Annotated in this window: 21 protein-coding genes; 10 read left to right on the top strand and 11 right to left on the bottom strand. The window is 43.3% G+C overall.

The genetic code is table 11. The features are described from left to right. Positions 1-172 precede the first annotated feature (172 nt). The 5 genes from J5X94_RS02555 to gspK all read left to right on the top strand — a co-directional run bounded on the left by J5X94_RS02555 (position 173) and on the right by gspK (position 4333). A complete protein-coding gene (locus J5X94_RS02555) occupies positions 173-856 on the top strand; it encodes a TetR/AcrR family transcriptional regulator (protein ID WP_010196194.1) in 684 nt (227 codons plus the stop codon). A 199-nt stretch (positions 857-1055) separates the two neighbouring features. Next, the gene (locus J5X94_RS02550) at positions 1056-1868 is read left to right on the top strand and encodes a prepilin-type N-terminal cleavage/methylation domain-containing protein (RefSeq protein WP_210539799.1); all 813 of its coding nucleotides are present in this window, start codon (positions 1056-1058) and stop codon (positions 1866-1868) included. Between the two features lie 3 nt (positions 1869-1871). Next, positions 1872-2363 carry a type II secretion system minor pseudopilin GspI gene (gene gspI, locus J5X94_RS02545; RefSeq protein WP_210539798.1) on the top strand — a complete coding sequence of 164 codons (492 nt, stop codon included), beginning with the start codon at positions 1872-1874 and terminating at the stop codon, positions 2361-2363. Further along, positions 2360-3208, top strand: a complete 849-nt coding sequence (gspJ, locus tag J5X94_RS02540; RefSeq protein WP_210539796.1) for a type II secretion system minor pseudopilin GspJ — start codon at positions 2360-2362, stop codon at positions 3206-3208. The genes gspI and gspJ overlap by 4 nt, the downstream gene beginning before the upstream one ends. A gap of 42 nt (positions 3209-3250) precedes the next feature. Next, a complete protein-coding gene (gene gspK / locus J5X94_RS02535) occupies positions 3251-4333 on the top strand; it encodes a type II secretion system minor pseudopilin GspK (protein WP_228293118.1) in 1083 nt (360 codons plus the stop codon). A 28-nt stretch (positions 4334-4361) separates the two neighbouring features. Here gspK and J5X94_RS02530 read toward each other — a convergent pair whose 3' ends face one another. From J5X94_RS02530 to ychF, 3 genes are all read right to left on the bottom strand, one after another. Further along, entirely contained in the window at positions 4362-5045 is a 684-nt protein-coding gene (locus J5X94_RS02530; RefSeq protein ID WP_026037055.1) for a TetR family transcriptional regulator, read from the bottom strand. 191 nt (positions 5046-5236) lie between these two features. Then, positions 5237-6658: a deoxyguanosinetriphosphate triphosphohydrolase gene (locus tag J5X94_RS02525; RefSeq protein ID WP_210539795.1), complete on the bottom strand. Its 1422-nt coding sequence runs from the start codon at positions 6656-6658 to the stop codon at positions 5237-5239. 173 nt (positions 6659-6831) lie between these two features. Next, positions 6832-7923 carry a redox-regulated ATPase YchF gene (gene ychF / locus J5X94_RS02520; RefSeq protein WP_189581133.1) on the bottom strand — a complete coding sequence of 364 codons (1092 nt, stop codon included), beginning with the start codon at positions 7921-7923 and terminating at the stop codon, positions 6832-6834. 445 nt (positions 7924-8368) lie between these two features. Here ychF and J5X94_RS02515 point away from each other — a divergent pair, with 445 nt between their 5' ends. Beyond that, positions 8369-10555: an ATP-dependent helicase gene (locus J5X94_RS02515; RefSeq protein WP_210539793.1), complete on the top strand. Its 2187-nt coding sequence runs from the start codon at positions 8369-8371 to the stop codon at positions 10553-10555. A gap of 275 nt (positions 10556-10830) precedes the next feature. Here the strand turns inward: J5X94_RS02515 and J5X94_RS02510 are convergent, their stop codons facing one another. Next, a complete protein-coding gene (locus tag J5X94_RS02510) occupies positions 10831-11715 on the bottom strand; it encodes a LysR family transcriptional regulator (RefSeq protein WP_210539791.1) in 885 nt (294 codons plus the stop codon). A 144-nt stretch (positions 11716-11859) separates the two neighbouring features. Between J5X94_RS02510 and J5X94_RS02505 the strand changes: the two genes are divergently transcribed. The 4 genes from J5X94_RS02505 (at position 11860) to J5X94_RS02490 (ending at position 15319) form a co-directional block, all read left to right on the top strand. Then, positions 11860-12468, top strand: a complete 609-nt coding sequence (locus J5X94_RS02505) for a LysE family translocator (RefSeq protein ID WP_210539789.1) — start codon at positions 11860-11862, stop codon at positions 12466-12468. A gap of 11 nt (positions 12469-12479) precedes the next feature. Then, a complete protein-coding gene (gene thrH, locus J5X94_RS02500; protein WP_210539787.1) occupies positions 12480-13133 on the top strand; it encodes a bifunctional phosphoserine phosphatase/homoserine phosphotransferase ThrH in 654 nt (217 codons plus the stop codon). A 540-nt stretch (positions 13134-13673) separates the two neighbouring features. Further along, a complete protein-coding gene (locus tag J5X94_RS02495) occupies positions 13674-14924 on the top strand; it encodes an NAD(P)/FAD-dependent oxidoreductase (protein WP_194618880.1) in 1251 nt (416 codons plus the stop codon). A 56-nt stretch (positions 14925-14980) separates the two neighbouring features. Then, positions 14981-15319: a RidA family protein gene (locus J5X94_RS02490; RefSeq protein WP_040642715.1), complete on the top strand. Its 339-nt coding sequence runs from the start codon at positions 14981-14983 to the stop codon at positions 15317-15319. A gap of 424 nt (positions 15320-15743) precedes the next feature. On the opposite strand, the gene J5X94_RS02485 is transcribed toward J5X94_RS02490, so the two are convergent. The 7 genes from J5X94_RS02485 to J5X94_RS02455 form a co-directional block, all read right to left on the bottom strand. Continuing rightward, positions 15744-16115: a DUF3144 domain-containing protein gene (locus J5X94_RS02485; protein ID WP_227669845.1), complete on the bottom strand. Its 372-nt coding sequence runs from the start codon at positions 16113-16115 to the stop codon at positions 15744-15746. An 84-nt stretch (positions 16116-16199) separates the two neighbouring features. Further along, the gene (gene metK, locus J5X94_RS02480; RefSeq protein ID WP_010196152.1) at positions 16200-17366 is read right to left on the bottom strand and encodes a methionine adenosyltransferase; all 1167 of its coding nucleotides are present in this window, start codon (positions 17364-17366) and stop codon (positions 16200-16202) included. A gap of 167 nt (positions 17367-17533) precedes the next feature. Beyond that, positions 17534-18130: a DJ-1/PfpI family protein gene (locus J5X94_RS02475; protein ID WP_194618879.1), complete on the bottom strand. Its 597-nt coding sequence runs from the start codon at positions 18128-18130 to the stop codon at positions 17534-17536. Between the two features lie 90 nt (positions 18131-18220). Further along, the gene (gene nth, locus J5X94_RS02470) at positions 18221-18916 is read right to left on the bottom strand and encodes an endonuclease III (protein WP_194618878.1); all 696 of its coding nucleotides are present in this window, start codon (positions 18914-18916) and stop codon (positions 18221-18223) included. 84 nt (positions 18917-19000) lie between these two features. Next, the gene (locus J5X94_RS02465; RefSeq protein WP_194618877.1) at positions 19001-19834 is read right to left on the bottom strand and encodes an RnfABCDGE type electron transport complex subunit B; all 834 of its coding nucleotides are present in this window, start codon (positions 19832-19834) and stop codon (positions 19001-19003) included. Positions 19835-19933: 99 nt separating this feature from the next. After that, positions 19934-20911 carry an NAD(+) diphosphatase gene (gene nudC / locus J5X94_RS02460; RefSeq protein WP_210539785.1) on the bottom strand — a complete coding sequence of 326 codons (978 nt, stop codon included), beginning with the start codon at positions 20909-20911 and terminating at the stop codon, positions 19934-19936. A gap of 106 nt (positions 20912-21017) precedes the next feature. Beyond that, on the bottom strand, positions 21018-22700 hold the full coding sequence (locus tag J5X94_RS02455; RefSeq protein ID WP_210539782.1) for a hypothetical protein: 1683 nt from the start codon (positions 22698-22700) through the stop codon (positions 21018-21020). Positions 22701-22747 lie beyond the last annotated feature (47 nt).

The raw sequence follows: 22747 nt of genomic DNA, 5'->3' as shown, positions 1-22747 counted from the left end.
TACTTATTATCCCGAGCGTAAGCATATGATTATTAATGACTATTTAGCAAACATAAGCATATTTCCTTTGGTGGTTTTCGAGTAGACTTTGTATGACCTCATACACTTGTCACCGACGCACTAATCCATTCGAAGGTCATATGTTTAATCTTGTCAGGTTTTAGGAGAGATTATGAGTCGTCAGCATCAGTTCAAGGCACGAGAAGAAAATATCTTAGCGATGGCAGAGCAATTGCTACTTGAGTCAGGCGATGGTGATATCACTTTAGACAGTTTGGCGGATCAGCTGGACTTAGCTAAAGGGACGCTATATAAGCATTTCTCCAGTAAAGATGAGCTCTATTTGCGTATTATTATCCGCTATGAAGAGCAGTTGTTTGAGATTAATCGAATTGATGATTGTCCTTCGGCAGGCGTTGCTCGTATGATTTTTCAGCAACTGTTTAATCCACAAAAAGCCATGCTACTCAATCAAATCGAAGAGCGTTTAGCAGCATCGGTGACGGGTCTCAATCGCTTATTTGGTGAGCTGTATGATATTCGCCGTCAGCGTATGAAGCGTTTGATTGATATCATCAGTGCTTATCTAAAGGATGAGCACAGTAACTTGAGTACGCGTGACTATTTGTCCTCTATTTGGGCGATGGGTCAAGGCGGTGCGGGACTATTAAACTCAAGCTTTTATCAGCGTTATTTGGGTCGCCGTGATACCCTGCGTTATGCTTTTGTCCAGCAAATGCTTGAGTTGCCTAGTCATTATCCTGCCGACGACGAAGAAGTCATGGATGAAGATATGCAAGAGCTAGTAGAGCAAATTGATACTGAGTCAGAAGAGCATCGCAATACCAATTACTAGGGCCTGTAGGCGTTTACATATACATAAATTTAAAAGCATCCGTGTTGTAATATTCTTATTGCAACACGCCAAAGTTGCCAAGGTTTGAGTGACGAGAACTCTCAAGAAATTACACTCTGTGTGAGCCTACTATATCTATCACTCTGCTATGTTTACTACTTTATATAACAGACCCTAATCATAGGCCAATAGGTGCAATATGCCGGTCACTGCTAAGACTCAGTCCAGTTCAGTGGTCGCTTGCCATTTAGGCTTAGCAAGTCAACACTTACTATATACTGAAAAGGCTAATAGTTCGGTCGCTCGTACCGGCTGCAATGTCGCTATAGTAAAAACTCCTCCCGTTTTATCCTCTAAAATATCAAAAAACACCCATGCGCAAGCTGGTTTTACCCTCGTTGAAATCGTGGTAGTGGTGGTGATTCTATCTATCTTTGCTGGCATGATGAGCTTGTCAGTTGGTAGTAGTGAGTCCCGAAAAAACCGTGCCTTTTATGAACACCTTACCGATTCATTGAGTTACGTTCGGCTGTTATCAGCTGAGCGTATGCAGCCAATGGGCTTAAGCTTACAAGCAAATAAACAAAGTCAAGTAAATCCGGTCATCGTCACCTTATCGAATCCTTATATTGCCTATCAAACCGCTGATATCGCCTCAGACGGTACGGACAGTCGTCCCAAAAATGCTATGGAATTGTCTACAGATTTGTCGGGTACGAATGGCGAAATACCAACGCCAAGTTGGGAGATTGAACCAGAAGTCACGTTACCTGAAATGCCTGATGGGGTTAGTTTGAGTGTGCAAAGCTTAGATGCTGGCAACGCTGTAAATGCAGGACAGAATCAGACGCTACAGCCTTGGTTTACCGATCAAACGGTACCTCAAATACTCTGGTTTGGCACGGGGCAAGCAACGCCTGTAACGATCGAAGTACGTCATAATTCGCGTTTGGTGGGTGAGGTAATTACCATCATGCCGGACGGTAGTATGTCGTTAGGACAAGGACTATAGCTGATGGTTAAGTTATCAAAATTGCCTATCAATTCGGCTACTAGGCCTAGCGAAGATACCTTTTTAAAGTCGACACGCGAAAGCGGTTTTACCTTGATTGAAGTGATGGTCGCATTAGCGATTTTAGCCGTCGTCGCTGTCGCTGCTAGCCGTGCCAGCAGTGCGTATCTCAGCTCGGTTGATGTGTTGCGTACCCGTACGCTGGCTCATTTCGTTGCCCAAAATGCGGCGGCTGATCTACAGATTCAAGAGACATGGCTGACCGCTAATAGCAGCCAAACGCTTAATGCACAAGGTCGGGATTGGCAAGTAGTGATGACAGTCGGCGATACCATTACCCCAGCATTGAAACAAGTTACTATCGCTGTCGCGCCTATTATCGATGGACAGACAGGCAACACAGTGACGGATATTAAGGTGCTGTTAAGTAATACCGAACAGGATGTAGGTAGTTTGGATTTAGCGAACCCAAATTCAAGTGGAGGTAACCCGTGAGACAGCAGCGCGGCTTTACCTTACTTGAGCTGATGGTCGCTATGGCAATATTTGCGATGTTGGCAGTGGCTGGTTGGCAAGTGTTTGATAGTGTGAACCGCGCCCGTGAGCGCGCACAATTCCATGCTGATAATCTGGCTGTCTTGCAATATGCCTATTTGCAGCTACAACAAGATATGGGGCAAATCATTCCTTATCAGTTACCCACGACGCAAGATGACCGTACTCAAGATACCCGTACTCAAGATATTAGTGTCGCAAATAGTGGCAACGAAAGCAGCCAGGACAACGCGATAGAGCCTGAGCCTTTTATGAGCCTAGATGGCGAGCGTGTCAGCTTCGTACGCTTTGCAGATCCTGACCCACGCTACCAAAGCAGTACCAGTATGCAGCACGTCGAATATATTTTTGCCGATGAGCGCTTGATTCGCCGTCAATATACTAGCCTCGCAACGGGGCCTGATAGCGTTAGTTTGGATAGTGTATTGTTGGAAGGGGTGACCGCAGCACGCTGGCAGGCCTATTTACCAGAGATAGCGACAAAGTTCCCTGACGAAAACAGTGGCAATAACAACAATACGAATAGAGCGTCTGGGCAAGCGGCTAATACAGCGAGTAGCCAAGCTGAGGCTAAGTTATTACCAAAAGGTGTTGCTGTCAGCTTCACTTATCAAGATATGCCTATCACTTGGCAATGGGCACTTGCGCCGCAGCCATTCCCTCGTAGTAGTATGCAAAATACACCTAATAGTAAAAATGATAACAGCAACGATAATGGCAGCAATAACGATAATACTAATGGTAGCAATACTGCTAACGCTGGTGTGGGCAATGCTAATTTATAAGGTATTGAAAATGTGCCCTTGTACCAATCAGAGAGGTCGCTTATGTCAATGACAGCGCATTCTCAGCGCGGGGTAGCGCTGCTGACTATATTGCTACTGGTGGTTAGTATTACGGTGGTCGCAGGGGCGATGCTTGCCAGTCAAAAAATTGCTATCAGGCGTAGTGGCTTATTATTTGATCAGAATCAGTTATTACAAGACATTAATGCCGGTCAGCAGTTGGCAGTGACCTTGATTCGTGCGGATGATAAGCTCAATGATACGGATAGCGAGCAAGATATTTGGGCGCAGCCAATACCGCCTTATGCCTTAGATAATCATAGCATTAGCATCGAACTGCGCGACGAGGCCAGTCGTTTTAATATTAATAACTTATATCAAAATGGTGCGGTTAATACGGCAGCCTTGGCTGTCTTTCAAAGACTCTTAACACAATTGAACCTAGAGCCCGATATCGCCATTGCGGTACTGGATTATCAAGATGCAGATGGTGAGGTCTATCAAGACGGCGGTGACGAGAGCGTGGTATATTCGCAGCAGCGCAGCGGGGCATTAGATGGGACATTACCGAACCAGCCATTTATTAGCATCGATCAGCTACAAGACGTTCGAGGAGTAGGCGCTGAAGTACTGGCGGCGCTACGCCCTTACATTACTGCCGTCCCTTATTATGTGGCTATCAATGTCAATACCGCCAGCCCTGAATTGCTGGCGTCTTTGGTGGACGGTGTGACTAGCGAGCAGATGCGTGGATTGACCGAGATGAGGCGCAAGCAGGTCTTGCCATCTATTGATGAATTGTGGAAATTGCCACAATTGGGAGGCATTAATGCAGAGCAGCGAGCAGCATTAACGCCATTGTTAGCCGTTGACAGTCAGGCTTTTACGGCGCTTATCACGGCAACAGATAGTGCCAATACAGGTCAAACAAGGCAACGTTTTGCTACTGTCTTGATTAGCAAAGCTGCCACTGGTGATGGTGAGACCGACAATAGTAGTGCTGCTAATAACAACGATGCTAATAGCAATGATGCCAACAGTACAGGTAATAACAATAAGAGCAAAACAGCGAAGTCAATTAAGGTTATTACGCAGCGTCTGTGGGCATTTCGGCCGAGTTTTTAATCAGCACTCAAAGGTTTGCGGAGATTACTTAGTCGTCGCTCAGGCGAGTCTCTTCAGTAGACTTCCAGTTGTATGCGCCATAAAACAACATTTGTGCTTGGCGAGTACAGTTATGTAGCATCAGCTGTTTCTTTTTTTCAATTTCAGACAAATCAGCTTCGTCATCATGATCTTCAGTATACGTCAGCTCTAACCAGTCGATAATCCAAGAAAAAAACATATTAACCCCTGCTTCAGCCAGTAAGCGTAAATCATAGGCATCAATATGAGTAAATGCGGGCTGTAAAGCCAAATCTTCTGCTAAGCTTTGCCCATGCTTTTTGATCAATTCATTAATGGCCTTGCGCACGGCCTCTGAACCACCATAGCGTTCACTGACCAAAAACTGCCAATAACAAGGCTGCTCGCTGACCATATACAAAAACAGCTGAATACTCTTGGCGATTTGGCGATCAAAGCTGCGCCTACGGCCAATTTGTAGACTGTCGCTTAATATGGCGAGTGTCCCGCCCAATTCTTCAACCACCAGCGCCCGCCCAAGCGATTCCATATCATCGAAATGGCGATAAAATGCCGTTGGCACGACACCAACCTCACGTGTCACCTGCCTGAGACTGATGGAGCTAAAAGACTGCCCTGTCATACAGAGATCGAGCACGGCATTAAAGAAGGCGTGTCGGGTTTGAAGTTTCTTTTGTTCGCGACTGCTCATAATATTTCAAAATTATCCGATAGAGGTTTATCATACTCACTTCAGCGCAGAAATACGACTGAAATACGCAACCTGTGTTAATTTATAGTCAAAGCCATTTATAGTGAGTATCGGGCAATTAAGCGCAAATATTACACTGAGTACATTGGGTGAGATGAACGCTGTGACCGTTTCTAAAATGAGGACGCGTCCTAGACCATCGTACCCCAATGACCTTGTAGCTCCTGCGCCAATCTATATGCCTCATGATCATTCATCCCAGTAATAAAGTCCAATATATTTAAAATATTGTGATAGATATTATCGGATAGTACCCGTCGATGCTCATCAAGGTGCGGTTGGAGGAGTTTTTGCAGTCGCTGCTGCTCAAATGACATCGGGGCAGTTTTTGCATTTGTCCAAGCCAATGGTATAAAGGCATCTAAGAGGCGATGCAAGCATTGGTTCGCCATCAATTCCATCCGCACTTTGCTTGGGTGATTGAATATTTGCTCACGCGCCAATTGTTTGGCTTGATTAATACCATTTTGCACATTTGCATCACAATGTGCAAATAGACTGCCTTGCAGTGTACCAGCCAGCAAGTCCTCGCTATTAGCGACAAAAGCGTCGGTGACAGTGTTGACCAAGCGCATCATAGCACGTGCTCGAAGTGATGCTAGACTTTGCCTGACAGACATATGCGCTGGCAAGCTCACGCTACTAGGACGCTCACCAATCAACTCATAAAATATCGTGGCGACCTCGCTATAGGTTAGCATGTTCAGATTGATACCATCTTCTAAATCTATCAGCGCGTAGCAGATATCATCTGCAGCCTCCAATAGATAGGCGAGGGGATGGCGCGCAAAACCATCATGTTGCTGCGACCGTGGTAGGCTCAGACACGCTGCCAATTCTTCTAACTGAGAGGCTTCACTATAGAAGCAGCCAAATTTTTGTACATTGGTGAGCGAGCTACTTGGAGAAGTGCTTTCAGAAACATGATTGCTATGCGTCGCTAGCCAAGGGTATTTCATAAAGGCACCCAACGTCGCGCAAGTGAGGCGCATACCGCCCTTATCAGGATGATGCTCATTACGGGCGAGTAGCCGAAACCCTTGCGCATTGCCTTCGTATGCCAGTAAGTCCAATTGCTCATTATTACTCAGATTTTGCAAAATAGCCTGACGATCAGGATGCATAAACCAATCGCGAATTGCGTATTCTCCTGCATGACCAAAAGGCGGATTACCAATATCGTGGGCGAGGCAGGCTGCTTGAACAATGACACCGACATCGGCTGGCGAGACGCCTGCTGGTAGACCGCTGGCTAATTTATCATGCAGTTTTTCTGCCGCCATTATTCCTAATGAGCGTCCAATACAAGAGACCTCAAGCGAATGCGTCAAGCGCGTATGAATGCCCAATTGGTTGGTCAACGGATGGACTTGGGTTTTTTGATTGAGCTGCCGAAAAGAGTGCGAAAACACCAGTCGGTCATAATCTTTATGAAAGGATGAGCGCGCGCTGTCTTGCGCTGGTGCTTTTTTGTGGCTGCCCAAGCGCTGCGCACTAAATAGTTGTGCCCAATGTGCACTGCTGTTAAGCGATTGATAAATATGAGCCGTCATAGTTTATAATCCGTTATTTTTATCATTATTTTAATAATTGTTTTCAGCGGATTTGCTGTTTTTGAAGATAACAGACGTTATTATAATAAAAAAAGCCAGCACAAAGGCTGACTTTTGGTTGTTCTCTACTAAGACTGTGTAAACACGCAATTCGCTTTATTAAACTTTGAACGTTAAACGTTAAAGCGGAAATGCATCACATCGCCATCTTGCACGATGTAAGTTTTGCCTTCCAAACGTGATTTACCAGCGGCCGCTGCGCCTTTCTCACCATTGTGTTCGATGAAGTCATCATAAGCAATGACTTCGGCACGAATGAAACCGCGCTCAAAATCAGTATGAATCACACCAGCAGCTTGCGGTGCGGTTGCGCCAATAGCGACAGTCCAAGCACGAACTTCTTTGACACCAGCAGTGAAGTAAGTCTGCATATCCAGTAAGTCATAACCACCGCGAATGACTTGATCAAGACCGGCTTCTTCCATATTCATCTCAGCTAGGAAGTCTTTTTTGTCGTCTTCATCAAGCTGAGCGATTTCAGATTCGATTTGGTTGCATAGGGCGATGACGATAGAATCTTCACCAGTGGCATAGTTGCGAACGGCATCAAGGTAAGGGTTGTTTTCAAAGCCGTCCTCAGAGACGTTAGCGATATACATGGTTGGCTTTAGGGTAATCAAACCATAGCTTCTGATGAGCTTTTTCTCATCGCTATCAAGGTTTGCCGCGCGAGCCGCTTGACCGTCTGCTAACAATGGTTCGATTTTTTTGAACACATCAAGCATGGCGCTAGCGTCTTTATCGCCGCCTTTGGCTTTTTTGGTTAAGTTAAACACAGCGCGCTCAACGGCTTCTAAATCCGCCAATGCCAATTCAGTATTGATGGTTTCGATGTCATCAATAGGGCTAACGCGACCATCAACGTGAACGACGTTGTCATCATCAAAACAGCGTACTACGTGAGCAATCGCATCGGTCTCACGAATATTGGCTAGGAACTGGTTACCCATACCTTCGCCTTTTGACGCGCCTGCGACTAGACCTGCGATATCCACAAACTCCATCGTCGTCGGTAGTACACGTTCAGGATTGACGATATCAGCCAGTTTCTTTAGGCGTAGGTCTGGTACTGGTACAATACCCGTGTTGGGATCTTTGGTACAAAACGGAAAGTTTTCAGCGGCGATACCCGCTTTGGTCAAGGCGTTAAACAAGGTAGATTTACCCACGTTTGGTAGGCCGACGATGCCGCAATTAAAACCCATAACATGCTCTCAATATATGAATAAAATCAGTTGGTACTTAGTCAATATAAGACTTGATACTTAGTCCCCATAGAACTCAGTAATTAGTCATTATAAAACTTAGTTAAATGGTAAATCAAAATTGGGCATATTGTAGCAAATTTACCGGAATAGGGGTGAGGTTGTTGTGCGGTATACTAAGATTTTGTCCGAGTCTGTCCTAGTCATCGCTGGCAATTTTGCTGTTTTATCAATTATGGTAAGCTGTACTATAAAATAATAATTTGGCTGACAAGCGCATTAAAGGTGAGTGCTTATAACTCGCTAAACTTTACTAACAATCTTAATCATTAACAGCAAAAATCATTAACATCAAAATCTATTAGCTAAATCTCTGAACTGCTACGTATTAGGTGCTTTATACAGATAAAAGCAGCTAAAATAAAATGAAAGGCAAATTCCTATAATGACACCCACTATTTTTGACACGCACCGCTACCACTATCCGCAGAACTTTATGGAGATTAAGCCCAAGCTTGCGCGTCTTGAAAAAGCGATTAAAAAGTTAGAAGCCAATCTAATCGACGCCGACGATGCTGCAAATGTTGAGCTGCTGAAACAAAGGTTGAATAGTGATTTAGGCTTAAAAGTAGATTACACCAGTGAGCTAAATCCTGACCAATTGTTAGCAGCCACTACTATCGATGGCAAGGTATTGGTCATCGCTGGTGCTGGCTCTGGTAAGACCAAAACCTTAACGTATCGTACCAGTTATCTATTAGAGAATGGTGTGCCTCCTAAGCAAATATTGCTACTGACCTTTACTCGAAAAGCCGCCAATGAGATTAAGAGTCGCGCGAAAACCTTGCTCACTAACACCCTATCTGACGAGCAGTTATCCGAGGATGTTTTGCCGACCAGCAAAGCGCTAAACGATATCACCAGTGGCACCTTTCACTCGTTTTGCAATAGGCTGCTGCGTCAATATTCAGGGCTACTGGGTATCAATCCGCGCTTTACGATTCTAGATACAGGGGATGCTGAAGACGCGATTGACTTGATTTATAAAGAAAAGAAGTACCCAGCGCAAACTAAGAAACAAGCATTTCCACGCAAGAAAACCTTACAGAATATCTTTTCAACCTCTAGAAACCGTCGTATTCCTATTCGTAATTTGATCGAAGATAATTATCCTGATATTGCTATTCATATTCCTATCATTGAGCAATTGGCTGTCGACTTTCATGAGTATAAACGCGCCAATCATTTGTATGATTTTGACGATATTATCAGCCAAGTGGTACGTCATCTAAAGTCTAACGACAAATTCCGTCAGCTGCTACAAGAAAACTACCGCTATATTATGGTTGATGAATATCAAGATACGAATATTCCGCAAAAGCAGCTGATTGATCTTATTTGTGCGCCAGCCTCGGTCTCGCTGATGGTAGTCGGTGATGATAATCAAAGTATTTATGCGTTTCGCGGTGCTAATTACGAGAATATCTTGCTCTTCGGTGAGACCTATCCTGAGGCGAGTCTCATTAAGCTTGAGCAAAACTATCGTAGTACGCCTGCTGTTTTAAATTATATCAATGCTTTGTCCGCGCAAATCACATTAGGGTATCAAAAGCAGCTGTATTCAAACGCGAGCATAACGGGCAACAAACCAACCTTTAGCCGTTTAAGTGATGAAACGAAAGAGGCCAAATATATAGCCGATAAGATTATCGAGCACAAGACAGACTACGATTACAATGATTTTGCGGTACTGTGCCGCACGTCTTTTCAGTCTAATTATGTACAGTTAGAATTTATGGAGCGCCATATTCCATTTATCGTGGTAGGGGGTATTAAGTTCGTTGAGCGCCGTCATGTCAAAGATGTCTTAGCTTTTATAAAAATTCTTTATAATCCTAATGACACCATTGCTTGGCATCGAATTTTGACCTTGTTCCAAGGAGTTGGAGCAGTCACCGCGACGCGTTTGACTCAAGCGATTAATGCTGATAACAATTCCTTTGAGCCATTATTACTACCGAAATTTAGCAAAAAAAGTCCGCAGTTAGAATCGCTTCATACGACTTTGACCAAAGCGCAACAAGCGGAGTCGGTTGAGGCTATCATTGAGCTGGTACTTGATTTTTACATTCCTATCCTAAAGACGATTGAAGAGAATTGGCGTGAGCGTAGCGAGGATTTTCGGGTGCTCAAAAATTTGGCAACAGAGCACAGTAGCCTTGATGATTTCTTAGAAAATTTGGCACTCGATCCGCCCAATGATTCGGTAGCGACAACCAGTCAGCCGGATGAAAATGGCAGCGACAAAGTCACTATCTCGACTATCCACAGTGCCAAAGGGCTGGAGTGGCCAGTGGTGTTTGTTAATTCATTGGTCGATGGCATCACGCCACATCATCGCTCGTTGGATGACTTTGAGGAGTTAGAAGAGGAACGAAAATTATTTTATGTCGCCTGTAGTCGAGCCAAGACCAGATTGTATCTAACCGCACCTGATTACTTCGCCAGTTATTCAGGGTATTTCGATAAGCCTTCAAGATTTATCGCGGAGCTGTCAGCAGATGAAGTTGAGGTTAAAAGCTCTAAAAAATTGTTAGAGACGCTGGCGAGTGATGATCCGGTGTGGTGGTGATGTTTGAAGTGTATTACCGCTACAGGGCGTGCCATCAATTAGCACATTGATACATTGCCTGTTCCCTTACCGATACACATAATGGCAGAGCGATATTTCTCTAAATATGCTCTAACGTTTGGCATTACATTTTCGGCGACTTTTAGTCATGCTCTTTTGATATTTAGCGTATAGATGAGCTTTTGTCTCAGCCTAAAAGGTGGTTTTAATAAATGACTGCATGAGCCTATCGTTGAAGTATAAGCAAATACATAGAATTTAAGTAAGCTCCAGATCTACTTCAAATTTTCCATAAACTGTACCTTGCTAATCAGCATCTCTGTTTTCAGCCAGTTTTTGAATATCACCTTTCTTTCATCTTCGTAAAAAGGGTAATAGGACAATAAATGATAAGAAGAACTGTCCGCTACGGGAGGATGTACCAATTCTAAAAATTCATGTGAGATTTCTTTTTCCACCATAAATATTGAAACAATAGCTGTTCCTAAACCAGCTAAACATCCTTCAATACACAAATAGAAATGCTCTAACACCATGTGTTCGTACGATAAAATATCACTACTCACCAACTTAGACTTGTTTATGTGTTGCCATAAATTTGGTCGAGAAGAAGTAAGTAAAAGCGTATTTGTCTGTTCGGTTCTAGTGTTGCGAACAGCAACTATGTATTCTTCAATAATTTTCTCATGAAATATATTCTTGTCCCATTCAAAATCGTTTCTGCGCAAGGCAATATCGATAGATTTCCCTTGAAAGTCTACGATTCCACCGCCCGTCAGTAATACAATTTCAAAGCCATAGTTTAGTGAGTTAAATTCAGCCAAACGCGGTATCAACCATTTCATAGAAATTGTAGGTTCGCAGGATAGTACCAATTGTTTCTTTTCATATTGTTGATTCTTTAAATCGACAAGGCAATCGTCTAATTTTGCAAAAACTTGTTGGCAACAGGCGAAAAGTAAGCTGCCATTTGGGGTAAGTAAAAGCTTCTTGTTCACTCTATCAAATAAAATAAGACCTAAAGCATCTTCCAGATTTTTAATCTGTTTGCTCACTGCGCTCTGTGTCACAAACAATTTTTGAGAAGCTAACGTCACGCTACCATGCTGTGCAACGTAATAAAAAAACTTTAGCGAATTTAATGATATCTTTTCTATCATGCCAAAAACTCATAAATACTCATGTAAATAACTCAATTTTAGTTTACTAAGAAATATAGGAAGATACAACTAAATTGAATGACTACACGAGGTAAGTGTGAAAAATACAGCATATATAGCTGCTAGAAGCATAGAGATAGACAAATGACAGAATTTTTAGCCGTTATTATGATTACCATTCTTGCTGTCATCAGTCCAGGCGCTGATTTCGCTATTGTGACCAAAAATAGCTACTTATATGGGCGCTCTATTGGTGTATTAACTTCTATTGGTATAGCGTTAGGAGTATTAGTCCATGTCGCTTATACCTTGTTAGCCGTTGCCATTGTAATGGAGTTTGCGCCCAATTTTTTGACTATCATAAAATATCTTGGTGCGTTTTATCTCATTTATATTGGGTATAAAACATTTATACAAAAACCTGTAAAGGACGTGGGTTCTTCTACCTGCATCAGTTCTGCACAAGCGTTACGATATGGTTTCTTTACGAACGCCTTGAATCCTAAGACTACCTTGTTTGTTATTAGCACTTATACACAAATTGTTAGCGCTATCACCCCAAAGTCTATTTTGATCGGTTACGGGCTGTTTATGTCGGTAGCTCATTTCATATGGTTTGCTTTAGTGGCTTTATTATTCTCTCAGCGTACTCTAAGAGAAAAAATGTTAAATAAACAAGTAGCGATTAATCGAGTCATTGGTTTCATATTAGGGTTGTTAGGTGTGTTTTTGCTCTTTACAAACTTAAACTAAGGATAGTCAAAATGAATAAAATAGCCTTTATCGATATGGAAGGTGTCTTAGTCCCAGAAATATGGAAGTTTTTAGCTAAGCGCCTAGATATATCTGAGCTTAGCATCACAACAAGGGAAGTAGAGGATTATCAAAAACTGATGATATATCGCATAGCTGTTCTAGAAAAATATCAGATCACGCTACCAAAAATACAAAGTATTATCGGGCAACTTAATCCAATTGAAGGAGCAAAAGAGTTTCTACAAACATTAAAGATGAAAGGTTTTGAGATTAAAATCGTGTCAGACTGCTTTCATGAATTACTTGAAGGATTCTTGCAGCAGCTCGAAGTTCCAATGGATACTGTATATTGTCATCGTTTACAGATTGATAGTGCAGGCTATGTTAATAAAGCACTATACAGTCGCGAACATGGTAAACATGAGATTATAGAAAAATATCCTTTATCATTGGGAAATAGTATGGCAATAGGCGATGCATTTAATGATTTTACGATGCTAAGCGCAGTCACTCATGGATACTTATTTTCACCTTCAAAAGAAGTTGTAGAGAAAGCTTTACCTATGTTTAATATCGTAAATAGCTATCAGGAAATTATTGATTCTATTAGGGCGTGTCCTCAATCTGAACGAAAGAGCCTAAAAGTGGCTAGATCTTGCTAAACTGCGTCAGACACCTAGTCAATATCTCGATATCATCTGAGCTACTTTCCTTGTTTGGCTGCAATTTATCTAATTTTAAGCCTTACAGTTTAAATGGTGACACGCCATAGTATAAAAACTGTTTATATAGCTTTATAGGTAAAAGATCTTTTAAATTCGTTTACCTTAATTATTTTACTAAAAACATTATAATGTGCTTCCGATAAATTCGGGGCAGATTATAGTGTTTTTGGTACATGGTTTCCTCAGATTTAAATTATTTGCGTTTGCTTATGAAGTTAAGAGAAAGAATGGCCTGACAATTAGTTGACTAATTTCATAGTTTGACAGCCTGATTCCGCACTGAATGTTCATTTAATAACCCTGTTATTCCTACTAATTTAATTTCTGTTAGAATCCTATAACCAAAAGTATTAGATAACAAAAAAGTCCGTCAGATAAGGGTTTAAAATTTGGCTCAATGCGTTACTATTACCACCTAATTCTGTTAGACCCTTATATTTGATACTCTGTATTAACACCCTAAAAAAAGGATAGGTTATGCGCTATGAAGTGATCGTTATCGGTGCAGGCATGGTTGGCACCTCAGTTGCGTGGCATCTACAAAAAAATAGTTCACAAGTACTGATGTTAGATAAGAAGTTACCAGGTTCAGAGACCTCTTATGGTAATGCTGGATTGATTCAACGTGAAGCCATTCATACCCATCCTTTTCCTCGTCAATTGACTGAAATGATCAGAGTGTTACCGAACCAAGGTACTGACATTCGCTATCGCATACCAGCGATTCTGCGTTACCATCAAGCGCTATTACAGTACTGGAAATACTCTGTACCTGCGACTGTCAAACAAATCGAATCAGAGTGGCAGACGCTGATCGCGCATTGTACTAGTGAGCATCAGACAATGATTTCAGCATCTGGTGCTGACGAGCTCATCACGCGTGATGGCTGGTTACAGTTGCATCGTTCTGAAGAGACGTTTAAAGAAGCACAAGCGTCAGCCATTGATGCTCGCAACCAAGGTGTTGAACATAACGTCCTAAACCTTGAAGAACTAAAAGCAATGGAACCTAGCGCCAATTTTGAAGGTTTCGTTGGTGCGATTCATTGGAAAAACTCTTGGCAAGTATCGAACCCAAGCTCGCTAGTCAAAGCGTATGCGAAAAACTTCCAAGAGATGGGCGGTACGATCAAAGAAAGCGATGTCAAAGAAATCGTACAAGACGGCGAAGGTTGGAAAGTTATCACTGATAACGATACGTATTATAGTGATAAATTGGTCATCGCCGCTGGTCCTTGGTCAAACGACTTGATTAAACCACTTGGTTATAATCTGCCATTGTTCCCAATGCGTGGCTATCATCAGCATTTCAAAGTGACGGAAAAAAACACCATCAATCACAGTATGTTTGATATGGACAAAGGCTTTGTGATGGGGCCGATGCAGCAAGGTATCCGTATCACGACGGGCGCTGAGATGACGACGATGGATGCGCCAAAAAACTTTGGACAATTAAAAACCGTATTGAAGCTGGCTCGTAAAATCTTACCATTAGAAGACGCAGTAGAATCTGAAGCTTGGGCAGGATCACGTCCTTGTATGCCTGATATGAAGCCAGTAATTGGTCCTGCGGATAAGCATGACAAACTATGGTTTGCGTTTGGTCACAGTCATCAAGGTTTTACTCTAGGGCCTATGACAGGGCGTCTCGTTGAAGAGATGATTCATGACAAGCCGTTATTGGTAGATGTTGCGCCATTTAGCGCCCAGCGTTTTTCGAAAAAATAGTGCATTTGATAGATTTAGCACAGACTTAAATCAATAATTTGAAGGGATATAATATGATAAAGAAGCTACACAGCACTCAGCGCATGAGCAGAATTGTCGTCCACAACCAGACCGTATATTTATGTGGTCAAGTGGGCAACGCAGAAGACGATATCAAAGCACAAACTTTGACGTGTTTAGAAAAAATCCAAACGTTGTTAGAAGAAGTCGGTAGTGATAAATCAAAACTACTATCAGTGACGGTTTGGATCAAAGACATGGCAGACTTTGCTGCTATGAATGAAGTATATGACAAATGGTTTGAAGGCATTCAGCCTCCAGCCCGTGCTTGTGGTGAGTCAGCACTAGCGCGTCCTGAGCTATTGGTTGAGATGATCGCTATCGCTGCTGAGTAGTAGACTGAACGTAGTATTTGTATTAAACGAAAAGGACATGATAGCGATATCATGTCCTTTTTTGTGTTGTGCTCAATATTATGTAGTCAATGAAAAGTAATATTGATACATCACGCACGGCTGATATCAATTTTTCTTGCTTGCTGCGCCTGTACAGACAGAGGCTACAAAAAATTAATATCAGCAGTATCGTAGCGTTTTTGGGGTATTTTTATTATATAAAAGAGTGACAGCATTAGCCTCGCTTGAAGTATTACATCTACACTCGGTCGCCTTGTATTTCTTTTAAATTGAATGGACTGCATGCTTAACTATTCAGGGTTAATAAAAAACCCAAGCGTACAATTAGGCTTGGGTTTAATGTTTAATGATCTTTAAGCCTGCCATAAAGCATAATTGCTATGCTTTAAGTGTTTAAAAAGACTTATTTAGCGACTTTATCATCTTGGTTTAACTGTACATATTTATCAAAGTTTTGTGCATAATCGGTTAAGTTGTCGCTTAGCATTTGGCGATACTGTTTGACATAGAACTCGACAATATCGTCTTTTTCTTTGGCAAAATCATCACCCTTTACAAAGCCAATAGAAGCAACTGACGCGCTATAGCGTGCGGCAGCATACAACAAAGACGCGCCTACTTGACCTGAATGAGCATCAGAACCCAACTGACTGTTGGCGATACCGATGATGGCATCGGCACGTTGATAAAACGCCTGCATTTCAGGGGTGATTTCAACGCTAGCATCAACATTGTTGTCTTGAGGGTTGCTGTCTTGAATATTGTCTTGAGACATAAGCGATTCCTAATAAGTATCGGTAATTTTAGATTTATAGAGACGGTCTGTTTGTAAGAGACTAAGGGACATCAGGTAATATTTTTACAACCCTGCGTCTGCTTTTAAGATTTCAGCTTTGTCTGTTTTTTCCCACGTAAAGGCAGTTTCAGAGCCGGGACGACCAAAATGCCCAAACGTCGCAGTCTGCTGATACATAGGTTGCAATAAGTTCAGCATACGGGTAATGCCATAAGGGCGCAGATCAAAATGGGTACGAATCAGGCGAATGATCTCGTCATGGCTGATGTTGCTGGTACCAAAGGTGTTGACCGAGATAGATGTCGGTTCAGCGACCCCAATGGCATAGCTCACTTGCACTTCACAGCGATCAGCCAGCCCAGCAGCAACGATGTTTTTGGCAACATAACGCACAGCATAAGCAGCGCTGCGATCTACTTTTGAAGGGTCTTTGCCACTAAAGGCACCGCCGCCATGACGTGCCATGCCGCCATAAGTATCAACGATGATTTTACGACCTGTCAATCCAGCATCACCAACCGGCCCACCAATGACAAATTTGCCCGTGGGATTGATGTGGTAGCGTGTGCCAGCATGCAGTAGGTCTGCTGGCAATACTTGCTTGATGATAGATTCCATAATCGCTTCTTGCAAATCTGCTTGCGAGATACTGGGATCATGCTGGGTCGATAGAACGACAGCATCGATAGCAACGGGACGAGTGCCATCGTATTTTAGGGTAACTTGCGCTTTGGCATCGGGACGCAACCATGGCAGATCACCTGCGCGGCGTAGCTCAGACTGACGCTCCATCAAGCGATGAGCATATTCAATAGCGGCTGGCATCAATACTTCAGTCTCGTTGCTGGCGTAGCCAAACATCAAGCCTTGATCGCCTGCACCTTGCTCTTCAGGGTCGCTACGATCGACACCTTGGGCAATTTCTGGAGATTGCTTGCCCAGCATGTTAATAACCGCACACGTCTCGCCATCAAAACCCAAGTCAGAATGGTGATAACCGATACCGTTGACAGTATCACGAACGATACGTTCGACGTCGATGTTTGCCGTTGTGGTCACTTCACCAGCCAATATCACGGCACCGGTTTTAACCAAGGTTTCGCAGGCAACGCGGGCATGGAGATCTTCACGTAAGATGGCATCAAGAATAGCGTCTGAGATTTGGTCAGCCATTTTATCAGGATGGCCTTCGCTCACAGATTCTGAGGTAAATAAGTTGTATTCGCGCATAGTTGGATCGCTTAATGGCAAGGACTGTAATCTATAAACTCAGTCAGGATTAAATGTTAACGGAAAAATAAGGCAAAATTGAATCAAAAAATTATGACATTTTACCGTGAATCGAGTTAAAACTCTAGCGATGGATAGTATTATGAAGTAACTGGGCATGGATTGGATTAACCATGGTAAAAGTCATCAATATCGCTATTTTCTTGCCAGCGATATTCAGTATAGTTAGCAATTTGACGAGCCGTCTCTATGTCATGTCTGTCAGCGATAAAGCCAAGCGCCATATCCATGCCAGCACTAACCCCTGAAGAGGTATAAAACTTGCCGTCTACTACCCAGCGCGCTTGCTCTATCCAATGGACTTTATCAGACTGCGTTATTACCCATTGCCATGAGAGCTTATTAGACGTTGCACGCTTGCCATCTAAGACACCAGCTTTAGCCAACAATGCGCTACCCGTACAAACGCTAAGCGCCCAATCAGCGTGTTCAACCAGTGTGGTAAGCGCCTGCAAAAACGGTCTATGATTGATCTGCTGGCGAGTACCCATTCCGCCAACCATCAATACAATATCAGTCTGATACGCCAATTCTGTGACAGCGACCGTTTGCATCGCAACGCCATGCTTACTCTGAATGATACCACCACTCAGTGAGGCAAATTGCAGACGATAATGCTCAGGCAAGCAACCAAACATCTCGATAGGTCCAAACAGATCCAAGGTCTCAAAATCGTCAAATAGTAGGGCGGTTAGCGTATGCATTGGGCTTCCTCAATTCTAAATAAAGAGTGTTTGTAATTCTGAAAGCTGTAATCCTTAAAACTATAATTCTGAAAGCTATAGTCCTTAAAACTACAGTTCCAAAAACTTGGCTTTGTCCTTAAACATACATTCGTCATAGACAGGGCAAGCACCGCATTTGGGTGTACGTGCTTGACAAGTATAGCGCCCATGTAAGATAAGATAATGATGCGCATCTACGATAAAGTCGTCTGGGATACGTTCGACCAGCTTGTTTTCAACGATTAACACGTTTTTGCCCGTGGCAAGGCCGGTCCGATTGCCCACGCGAAAGATATGCGTATCGACTGCCATAGTTGGTTGCCCAAAAGCGGTATTTAAGACCACATTGGCGGTTTTGCGTCCAACGCCAGCGAGCGATTCTAAGTCTTTACGATTATCAGGGACGGTACTATCAAACTTCTCAATCAAATCTTGGCAGGTTTTAATGACGTTTTTAGCTTTGGCATTATATAAGCCAATATTTTTTATATAGGACTTTAAACCCTCTTCACCCAATGCCAAGATTGCTTCAGGGGTATTCGCCACTGGATATAATTTCTGGGTGGCAATATTGACACTCACATCCGTCGCTTGCGCAGATAAGATGACTGCAATCAGTAGCTCAAAATTACTTTTATAATGTAATTCCGTCACTGGCTCATCAATCGTCGCTGCCAACTTTTCAAAGAATGAACGGACGTCACGATTGGGCATGCGCCGCGATGGTGGGGTATCGGCAGTTTTGTGTTTGACGGTTTTACTCATGGTATTTTTACCATTAATTAGTCTAGGGTCTGTTGAACATTTTTAACGTGAATCCACTATATAACGCACGTATTTATAAAACAGTCATAGCTGCGCAAGCTCGGCTTGCAATGCGTCAAGATCCGTTTGTTTGCTCTCATTTGGACGAGCACTTAATTGTTTTTCTAGCTTTTTTATTTTGCTGCGTAGCTTGGCTGCCGCAATGGTGTTTTTTGCTTGTGCTTCGCTGATATTCAGCGATTGACTGGTGGCATTATTCAGTTTTGCCTCGACCATGCTGACCACAGGTCTACTATTGCTGCTATCAGCAAGCTGATCGGTGACGCGTCTAAGATGAGTATGATAGCGCTGCCTTAAGTCTTCTTGTTCTACCTCGCGCTCAGAGATAGACAGCTCGCGCTCAATCGTGACCAAATCAATGCAATCAACTGGGCAAGGTGCGATACAAAGCTCACAGCCCGTGCACAAGTCCGTAAAGATAGTGTGCATGTGCTTGCCAGTACCAACGATAGCATCGACGGGGCAGGCGGGTATACATTTAGTACAGCCGATACAGTCATCTTCACGGATGACGGCGCGTACCTCGGTCGGCCGCGTCGATGTGGCGTCTATCGGCCACTGAGATGGCGCGGCTTTGAGAGTTGTTTGATCGCTGTCAAGAGTCACGATTTGCGCAATAGCATCAGTAACCGGTTGACCGCCCGGCACACATTTATTGTACGGCTCGTTATCTACTACGATAGCGGTAGCATAAGGCAGGCAACCGTCTGGATGCTCACACAGACCGCACTGCGTCTGCGGCAGACAGGCATCAATAAGGGCAATTTTTGCTTGCATATCAGCAGGTAATGTTTCGATATTCAAGGTATCGAACAGTATGGGCAGATTGATTAGACGAATATTACTACTGCTTTGCATTTAATTAAAAACCTTAACATCGGTCATCAAGACTGGCGTGATTAACATGGATGGAGACATTAAAGTGAGGCGCTTGTATTATAGTAGATAATTAATCTACTATAGTGCGATGCCTTGTTCATGAGCAATCTGGGCGATCAGCTCGTAGGCAATGCTGCCCTTAAACGGTATTTTGGGCAAATTAGAGAGATCAAAAAAATCGGCGTGTGACAGCTCCTCTTCTTGTATTACAATATCGCCAGCCGCATAAGAAGCGCGAAAACCAAGCATTAAATTAGAAGGAAATGGCCATGGCTGACTGCTGACATAGCGAATATCTGATAGGCTGATGTTGACCTCTTCTGCTACTTCTCGCACGACCGCATGCTCTAAACTTTCACCCACTTCTACAAAACCTGCAATCAAGCCGTACATTAGGGGGCGCTTTTGTTCTCCATAACGGTGATGATGAGCGAGCAAAATTTGCATCTCTCCCGTCTGCGGATTGGGTCGATTGATAGCCGTAATAACACAAGGCTGGACACGAGGGTATTGGCGTAATCGGCATACTGGACAGACCATGGCACGCTCATCTGCTGTGGCATGAACAACTGGGGATGCGCAGCGACTACAAAACTGTGTATCTGTCTGCCAGCGTAACAGCTGTATGGCTTGGCTAATCTGAGCTGATAAGGCGGCAGGTAACTGCGTGATAAGCTGTCGATACGGCACAAAAGCGTTCCCGCTGCCCTCTGCAATCATAGGCAATGCGATATCATGCGCTACTGCATAATCATAGGTAATGGCATTGGCTGCTTGCGCAGTGAAAGTGGCAGCGTCCTCGGTAGTTCCAGAATCAGACTCAGTCGCAACCAAAATTTCTGTACCATCATTGATACTATTATTAGCCTCAGACTGCCAGTGACTTGGAGCTAGGCTTTCGAGTAGCGCTACGTTGCCTATTTGATAGGTAGGCTGTGGCTCTTTGCCACTGTCACTGATATTGAACGGTGGTAGTTGGATGTACAATGGCCACCAGCCGTTGATCGTTTGGTGGCAGAGTACAGTATCATCACTAAATACAAAAGCGCGAGTCATAAGCAGGTTTCCAAACGGTCTAAATCAAGTACGTAGCAAATAAGGTACGAACTTGTTTAAAGTAAAAGTTTTAAATCACTCATCAGCGCAGATGCCGCTAAAACCATTAAGCGGCAAGTAATTGACTTAAGCTTCGTTGACCAACATTAAGCGCTTGTTTACTCACTGGACGGTTGTGCTCAAAACCATCTAAATGATGATCAACAGCCATAATCACGTCAGCGATATAAGCTAAGGTGCTGTCGTCAATGCGCTTGCCACTTTCGATACGTTGCTGTATATAGTTGGCCAATTGGCTCAGCATACTGGCTGGTGTTAGCAGTTGTAAAAAGCGTACCGCGCCTGCTACTTGACGTAGCATTTCAGGTATGTTTTGAATGTTGAGCATATCGCGCTCAGGCTCAGATAAATAATCGTTAATCGCTTGCTCGGCACTGGCAATGGCAGTACGGCTTTCTTGTATTAAAGTATCATAAGCTGTATTGAGCTGATGCAACGAGATATGGGGGTTATTGAGTGGCAAGTAGATCGCCCCTGGGGTATGCATCTCAGCCATGGCGATAGTAGCGTTTTCAGCATGCATTAATGCCAATAGTAGATAATCAAAATCTTCAGGCGAGGGTATGCGCCATTTGCTTACTGCATCTGCTGCTGCATTCAGGCTGGTCGCCGCATTTGACAGTCCCAACAAGCGTAATGCTGAGCCCAGTACCGTCAACTGCTCGATAATTTGTGCTGTCTGCATGTCAGCAGGATTGAGTGAATCACCGCGCGCGTAGCTATCGACATCTTCTTTAATCGTATTGATTTGCGTCTGAATGATAGCATTCAACGTATCTGTCAGCGCACGATTAGGACCGAATAAAAAGCGCTTCATTTGCTCGCGCTGTGGGCCTTCTAATTGATTGGCCGCATATTGTTCACGCAGCAGTTTTGCGGCTTCGTTATCGCGCTGACAAGCAAAACTGACCAAATCAGCAAAACGCGTGTCCATGATGGGTAGATAGCTTTGGAACTGCTGCTCTAGATAAATGAGTGTATGCTTTTGGCTGAGGTTAAGCGGCAAAATGGTCGCGAGATCAGTGACCGCAGCAGTAGCAGCTTGCCAAAATAAACTGTTGCTATGAGCGGCTATCAACGCACACGCAGCACTCATGGCATCCAGATTTTGTTGAGCATCTTGGCTCACTACGCCATCTTGATTGAGCAGTGCAACCCCAAGACCACTACGATAGGCATAGGTCAGCAGCTCACTATCGAGATTAAGCTCTTGTAGCGGCTGAAAGTTCTTTTCAGGGTTGGCAATAATGACACTGCTACTACCAAATGCCGCAAAATAGTCTGCTTCGATAGGCGCGAGCTGTCCATGAGCATTAAGCTTATTAATGATAGGTAATAGCAAAGTTGGCTCTACTGACTCAGTCAATAGCACAAATTCTACATAACGATCCAAAGTCATGATGGCTTCTGACAGATCCATAATCAACGCAGTATCGTTATTATCACCACTGTTATAAAGGCGCTGTAAGCCATTAACGATGGCGGTATTCAACACTTCTGCACCAACCAAAGAAATCAACTCAAAAATACAAGACAGCTGCTTTAGCACAGTGATAGAGTCTAATAATAAAGGAGATTGACTATTGTCATCGTTAAATTCGCTCAGATGAATCTCAGTGTCTTTAAGGGTGACGATAATTTCATCATGCAACAGATGTAGCGATGGCAGATTAAAGTCAGTAACACTAAGCGTTGGGGCAGTTAATTTCATTTGTGCAGACTGGTTCATAGTTATTTTTCCATAACGTACTGATGAAAATAGCGATCATTTAGACG

The organism is Psychrobacter sp. K31L, from assembly GCF_017942195.1.
GTDB lineage: Bacteria > Pseudomonadota > Gammaproteobacteria > Pseudomonadales > Moraxellaceae > Psychrobacter > Psychrobacter glaciei.
Note: the sequence above shows the minus strand (reverse complement) of the source record. Positions and strands in the feature narration are given on the sequence as shown.